Raw genomic sequence first — 6,886 nt, 5'->3', positions numbered from 1 at the left:
ACCGGCTGGCGCGCCGGAGCCGGCCTCACCGTTCAGGTTCCGGCCCTCGTCCGAACCACCACCGCTCGGTGCGCTGACCTGCCCAGACAGAGCCGCGAGCAGACCTAACCTAGCGAACGGGCGGCCCGCCCGGACCACCTGGACGGACGATCTTGACGTCCACCGTCCTCCCGACCCCATGGTCAGTTCGGTTCGATCGAGGGCGGCCGGTTCCGACCGCGCTTGCCCGACTTGTAGGCGGCATCCATGGACGAGTACTTCGCGGCCCTGGCGATCATGCCGTTCTCCGTCTGATCGGCAAGGTAGGCAAGGGCGGCCGCCTCTTCCACCAGATCCTCCCGCAGGTGTGGCGGGGCGGCAGGCAAGGCTTCCGCGAGGGCAGCCTGCGCCTGACGGATCTCGGTGAGCGCGCCGGTCGGGGCGCCAGCGCTGAGGTGGCCGGACGCGCGACGTTTTGCCTGCTGGAGTCGGAGATAGACCAACTCCGTCCGCACGGTCGGATCGGGGATCCGCCCTGCGGCCTGGTCGCCGGGGACGACGTTGACGTGCAGCGGCACGGTCAGCGTGTGCTGGGCGAGGCTGGGCAGCTCGACCCACGTGAACTCACACGTGGCGACCTGAGCCAGGCCGAGTGCGGCGATGGCGGGCACGTCGAAGGTCAGCAGCAGCTTGCGGGTCTCGTCGGCGTAGAAGCTGCCCAGTTCGACGAGGAGTCCGTCGCCGGTCGCCGTCACCGGCATGTCGTTGACGACCTGGACCGCGCGAACCTGCGGTGCGGCCTTGACCAGCAATGAAGCCGCCTGGGCGGCCTGGGAGAGCAGGCCGTCGACCTCACCGGCGATGAGCGCGCCGGCGGTGTCCGGTTCCTCGGCGAACAGCTCGTTGCCGGAGCCGCCCCGGGCGATCGCCGACATGAGCCGCTCGTCGTAGCCGAGGCCGTAGCCGAGCGTTGACGTGGTGATGTTGTCGGTGTATGCCTTGGCGGCAATGCCACCGAGCGCGGCGGGATCGGTGACGCCGGCGTTGGCATGCCCGTCGGAGATGAGCAGCACGGTCGCCCCGGCCCCGCCGGCCACCCGCCCGGCCTCCTGCAGCCCGCGCAGGTAACCGGCGGACAGATCCGTGCTGCCACGCGCGCTGAGCTGTGCAATGGCGCGCTTCACCGCCTCCTTGTCGGTGAGCGGCCCGGCCGCGACCGTCACCTCGACTCGGTTGTCGAACGCCACCAAGCCGAAGTTGTCACTGGGATCGAGCTTGTCGATCAAGCCAATCAGTGCCGTCTTCGCGCCGTCGAGCCGGGCACCGGTCATCGAACCGCTACGGTCGAGCACCACCTGGAGGGTGGATGCGGGGCGAGCGGTCGCGGAAGCCGGGGCGGACGGGGCGGTCAACTCGATGAGGACAGCGAGCTGGTTGTCCGTCTCGATCGCCAGCAGGTCAAGATCAAGATGAGCCGAGATGTGCATGGGGGTCTCCTTGAGGGGGAGGAGCGGAGGGGGCGATCAGAGACCAAACACCTTCTGGGCCAGGCTGCGCCAGGCGGGGTAATCAACCCCCTGCCGGTCATCGGTGGTCACGAGCTTGCCTCGGGTGCCGCCGCCATCCTCATCGGGGAGGATCCCGTTGGCGGCGTACCAGTTCTTCTTCTGCGCCCACTTCGAGGCGTAGCGAGGGTCGGAGAGCATGCCGAGGTGCTCCCAGATGACGGTCTCGCCCAGGTCGGTGAGGATGGTGAAGTCCGGTCGGACCGTCCGACCGTCTTCGCCCGTGAAGGGCGACTCGTAGTCGTAGGCCAACCCCAGCTCGTCCAGGAGGTTGGCGATGAGCACCTCACTCTTGCTCCGGACCAGCTCGCCGCGCGCGGTTCGGTGCACGAGACCTCGGTCGATTACAGCGTCGCCGACCTGAATTGGCTCGGAGGCAAAGAAAAGGTTGGTCAGCCGGCGGGCGGTGTCGGAGTGGACGGCGGAGCCGAGCTTCGCGACCTCGTCGAGGTCGGCCTCGTGCAGCAGAATCACCTTCTGCTGCTGCCGGGTCAGGGCCGTGTACAGCAGCTCGCGGCTCAGTCCCGCCCCGTCCGGCAGCACGACCAGCGTGATCTGGAACTCGCTGCCCTGCGCCTTGTGGATGGTGATCGCCCACGCGAGTTCCAGCATTGGCGCCCGGTCGTCGTCGGACCAGTCGCGGTAGGTGTACTTGACCCAAGAGCGCCCGCTGAACTCGATCTCGGTCTTGTTCGGCGCCCAGTTCACCTTCCCCGATCGCGTCTGGCCGATCACCACGCCGAGCTCACCGTTGGCGACGAACCGCTCCGCGTCGTTGGGATAGATCGCGTACGGACTGAACCTGTGGTTGCGGATGTTGATGACCTTGTCACCGACGACGATTCGTTCGGGCCCGATCGGCTTGGCGTTGTAGCGCTTCGGTCCTATCGCCTGCTCCAGCGCGCGTGTGCCGAACGTGTCCTTCAGGGCTCGGTTGATCTCGGTGGTGCCCCAGCCGCGACCGCGGACCGGGGAGAGGATCTGCCAGGCGTCGGCCTTCTTCGCCGCACCGCCTGGGAAGTAGAGGTTGCCCTTGGCGGAGACGACGCCGCCGTAGCTGCGGCCGAAGGCGGCTGCCAGCTCGTCGTCGGAGGCCTCCCGCAGCTCCGGGATCTCTTCTCGCAGAACCGCGAGCAGGGTGGCGAAGAGCTGCGGCCGGTCGTATCGGACCGCCCGCAGGGTCGGCAACTGCTCGCCGGCCCGCAGCCGTTCCCAGACGAGGTCGGCGGCCGGTGACAGCTCACCGTCGGCGAACCAGCTCGCGAGCACCAGGTCGTCACGGTCGTGCCCGACCTGCCGGCGAGGAATGGTGAGTTCCGCGTAGCCGGGAGCCCGGGTGGCGATGTCGTCGGGTGCGAGGTGCCGCACGATGTCGACGAACGGGCGGCCGGCGCCGATAGGCGGGAGTTGGCGGGGGTCGCCGACGAGGACCAGGCGTTGCACACCGGTGACCGCGTCGAAGAGCGCCGCGAGTTGCTCCTCGGTGAGCATGGAGGCCTCGTCGACCACAATCGTCTTGTAGTTCTTCGCGCGGGTCTGGACGTCCCCGGTCACCAGGTAGCGCTCGGTCCACGCGTTGTACCGCTTGGTGGCGATCAGGAACTGCGCGAGGGTGACTGCCTCCGCCTGCACCCGGTGTGCCAGTTGCACCCGGGCCTTCCCGGTTGGGGCAACCAGGAGAACGCCGCCCGCGGCGACGGTCTCCGTGTGCCGCAGCACCTGGAGCAGGGTGGTCTTGCCCGTCCCGGCAGAGCCGATCAGCACGCTGATGCGCGAGGAGTACAGGGTGTTGAGAGCGGCCACCTTCTCCGCCCGTGCCCGCGTCTCGGCGTCTCGTTCCTCTTCAGACAGATCCTCGGGGATCGGGCCAAGGAGGTCGTCGAGCCGCCGTGGAAAGTCCGGCAATCCGGTGATCGACGGAGCGTTGACCCGCCGCTCGACCTCCTTGCGGATGACGGCGGCGACCTGGGCCAGTTCGGTGAGCTGCAACGCCGACGCTCCGCCGGACAGCGTCACACCGGTCAGCGGACCCTCCGGCGGCAGGGCGTCGGCGGACAGGTGGTGGGCGTCGAGGACATCACCGGTGACCGGGCAGGGCACGCTGAGCGTCCGAGCCCTGATGCTGATGACGATGTCGGCCTGGGGCTGGAGCGTGTGCCCCGCTACCTTCGCGCGCTGCAGTTCGTCGACGATGAGGGCACGCACCCGGCGGGCGTCGAGGCCGTCCGACATGGCGCTGGGGGTCGGTAGTGGGTGTTCGGAGGCGACGGCGGCGTCGGGGAAGCAGCCGCGGTCGATGATGGCGAAGGGTGCGGCGTCGGGTTGGTCGCGGTCGGCCTCGAAGAGCCGGTACGGGTTGGCGATGATCTGCTCGTCGGTCAGGGCCGGGTCGCGTTCCTCGACGACGAAGAACCGTTCCGCCTGCTCCCGGGTCAGGGAGAAGCGGCTAAGCAGCTCAAGCAGCTTTCGCCGCTCCGGCTTGAGCGCCTTCCACGTGGCGCGGACGGTGGGCGTCAGGTGGGTCTTGGCGGCGATGCCGAGCCGGTCGGGGTCGGCCATCGCCTGCTCGAGAGTCAGCCACGGGTCCCCGTCGGGACCGCCTGCGGCGGCGACCGTGTGGGCGAAGGTCACCGACTGCGGAACCCCGAAGGCGGCCAGTACGCTGGCCAGCCCGGGCCGGGGCCCCCGCAGCTTCCAGAGCCGGTTGAGCTGCCCCTCCAGCCAGTCGAACCCGAGCGGTCCCGCTGCGGATCCGAGCAGCCGCTGTGCGGCGCGGCCCGCCGCCATCAGGGCGAGCAGCGCGTCAATGGCCAGGTCGTGGCTGACGTGCTCGGTCACGTACGAGAAGGCTTCCCAGCCGCCTTCTGGCGCGAAGGCCAGGGCATCGGTGATGTCAACGCCCCGGTCGTCCCGGGCGGCGAGCAGTGCCTGGTAGGGCATGAGGAATCCCCGCTGCTGATCCGGGCGCAGCGAGTGCGAGATGTTGGTTTCCCACATCTGCGCCGGGAACCGCTCCCCGCCGCTGCTGCGGTAGGCCCCGGTCGGGGTGACGTCGGTGACCACGGCCGCGCCGACCAGGAGCCGGCGGGTGTCGTCGCTCAGCGGGCTGTGCTTGGCGTAGAAGAAGACGAGACTCGACTCACGCCGCACAGTGCCGAAGAAGGCTTCGAGGATGGTGCGCTGGTTGTCGCCGTGCATCATCCAGGTGGAGTTGGGCCAGCCGGTGATCGCGTCCACTTGCTCTTCCAGTTCCGGACGCAGGCCGAGTTGGCGTCGCTCGTTGATCTTCTTCGCGCCGTCCCGGGACATCCACCGGAACGGCACTGCCTGAGCGGTGTACGCGGGTATCGGCTGCGGGGTGAGCTGGAGGGTGGCGAATGCCGGGGACTTCTGCGTGAAGGGGTGCTGGCGCTGGAACGGGATGACCCGCGGGGACATGAAGGTGGCCCGTTCTGACACGCAGGGCGGCGCATCGGCGAGGGGCAGGTCGGCGATGTCGCTGCCAGCCAGGTGCTGCTCGTGCTCGTCGTGCCGGCGCTGTCCGATGTTCTTCAGCAGCACGCAGGTGCCGTTGCCCTGCGGGTCGGCGCAGACCGTGCCGTTCCAGCCGGCGTCGTGCCACGGCACCCGGATGGAGATGTGTTCGATCGGCCGGGCCGGCTCGTTCATGGCGCCTCCTCGTTCGGTGCCGCCGGTGACGACGGCGGCCTGGGTGGTGGGTGCATGCGGGTTATCGCGACCGGCGCAGCGAGGCGAGCAGGTCGGCGATTTCGGTTGCGCTGGGGTCGCCGGCGTCACGCAGGCGTTGGAGGTCGGCGAGCAGCGCGGACAGGGTCTGCTCGGCGGCCTGCCTCTGCCCGGCGCCTAGTTGCAGCAGGCCGATCTGGCGGCGCAGTTCGAGGGTTCGAGGGTCCTCGTCGCCGTAGGCCTGGCGCTCATCCTGGAGCAGGCCGTCCAGCTGCCGCAGCGCCTGGCTGGTCCGGCCGGTCAGCGCGTGGCAGGTCGCCTCCTGCAGACGGCACCGCATCAGGAGGTCGGTCTGCGTACCGCCGGCGGCGGCGAGGTCGAGGGCGAGCTCGTGGTACGCGGGCGCCGCGCGGCGGTAGTCCCCGCCTTCGAACAACACATTGGCCAGTTCGAAGCGAAGGCTCACCACGTCCCGGTCGGTGCCGCCGAACGCACGGCTGGCCGGCCCGGCTGCCTCGGCCAGCACCTCTGCGGCCTGGCTGTAACGGGACTGCCGGACCAGTTCGTGGGCTTCGCTGCGGGCCCGGTCCAGGTCACTCCGGTTGAGCCGGTCCAGACGCGATTCGAGCTCCGCCTCGGATGCCCGCGGGGTGGGCTCTGGCGGCGTAGGGACCGGCGCGGGTGGTGGGGTGCCGGTCGCCTCGGCGAAGACCCGGCTGAGGAGGCGCGCGTACATCCGGACCGGGCTCGCCGCCGACGGCGAGCCGAGCGCGCCAGGCAGCGGACCGAGGTCGGTGGCGAAGGGCAGCAGCCGGTCGTAGACGACCTCTGCGCTGGCAGGTCGGGACTGGGGCTTCTTCTCCAGCAGGTCGAGCACCAGCCGTTCCAGGGCGGACGGCACCTCGGCGCGGAGCGAGCGGAGGGCCGGTGGCTGCTCCTTCACCTGCTTGCTCATCACGGAGAAGGACGTCGAGCCGGTGAAGAGGTGCTCCCCGGAAAGCATCTCGTGCAGGGTGCAGCCGAGCGCGTAGAGGTCGGTCACGGGGCTGCTGAGGTTCGCCTCGACCTGTTCGGGAGCCATGTAGGCGGGGGTGCCCAGGGGCTGCCCGGTGTGGGTGATCCTGGAGAAGTCGGCGAGGGTCGGTGCCACGGCGAGCCCGAAGTCGAGAACCTTGACCCGCCCATCCGGTTCGAGCATGAGGTTGCTCGGCTTGAGATCGCGGTGCACCAGCGACGCGCGGTGGGCGGCGGCAAGCACCGCGCAGACCTGGGCGGCGATCGCTGCCGCCCAGCCGATGGGCAGGGCGCCCTGCTCGGCGACGAGATCGGCGATGCTGATCCCGCGGATGCGCTGCATTACCAGGAACGGGCGGCCGTCGTCGACTCCCACGTCGTAGACGGCGGGCACGCCGGGATGCTCCAGCCGGGCAGTGATCCGGGACTCCCGGACGAAGCGACGAATGTGCTCGTCGTCCCGGTCCCCGTCGGGGAACCGGATGAACTTGACCGCGATCTCCCGGTCGAGCTTCGTGTCCCGCCCCAGCCAGACCTCGCCCATGCCACCCCGGGCGAGGGGGAACTTCTCCAGCTCGTACCGCCCGTTGCTCAGCATCCGCCCCAACACAGCCCCTCCCCTGCCCCCCACGGTGCTGGGC

3 protein-coding genes are annotated in these 6,886 nt (G+C 69.7%); all 3 read right to left on the bottom strand.

Annotated elements, in window-relative coordinates:
• Positions 1 to 182 precede the first annotated feature (182 nt).
• A complete protein-coding gene (locus Q2K19_RS25550; RefSeq protein ID WP_302764427.1) occupies positions 183 to 1,466 on the bottom strand; it encodes a vWA domain-containing protein in 1,284 nt (427 codons plus the stop codon).
• 36 nt (positions 1,467 to 1,502) lie between these two features.
• Entirely contained in the window at positions 1,503 to 5,213 is a 3,711-nt protein-coding gene (locus Q2K19_RS25545; RefSeq protein WP_302764426.1) for an AAA family ATPase, read from the bottom strand.
• Positions 5,214 to 5,274: 61 nt separating this feature from the next.
• Positions 5,275 to 6,855 carry a serine/threonine-protein kinase gene (locus Q2K19_RS25540; RefSeq protein ID WP_302764424.1) on the bottom strand — a complete coding sequence of 527 codons (1,581 nt, stop codon included), beginning with the start codon at positions 6,853 to 6,855 and terminating at the stop codon, positions 5,275 to 5,277.
• Between the last annotated feature and the right edge of the window lie 31 nt (positions 6,856 to 6,886).

The organism is Micromonospora sp. NBRC 110009, from assembly GCF_030518795.1.
Lineage (GTDB): Bacteria > Actinomycetota > Actinomycetes > Mycobacteriales > Micromonosporaceae > Micromonospora.
The sequence above is the reverse complement of the archived record's forward strand: the minus strand, read 5'-3'. Positions and strand labels throughout refer to the sequence as shown.

What these genes read in the sequence shown, in the direction of transcription:
- Q2K19_RS25545 (WP_302764426.1), bottom strand. Translation starts at nt 5,213, where the DNA reads ATGAACGAGCCGGCCCGGCCGATCGAACACATCTCCATCCGGGTGCCG.
- Q2K19_RS25550 (WP_302764427.1), bottom strand. Translation starts at nt 1,466, where the DNA reads ATGCACATCTCGGCTCATCTTGATCTTGACCTGCTGGCGATCGAGACG.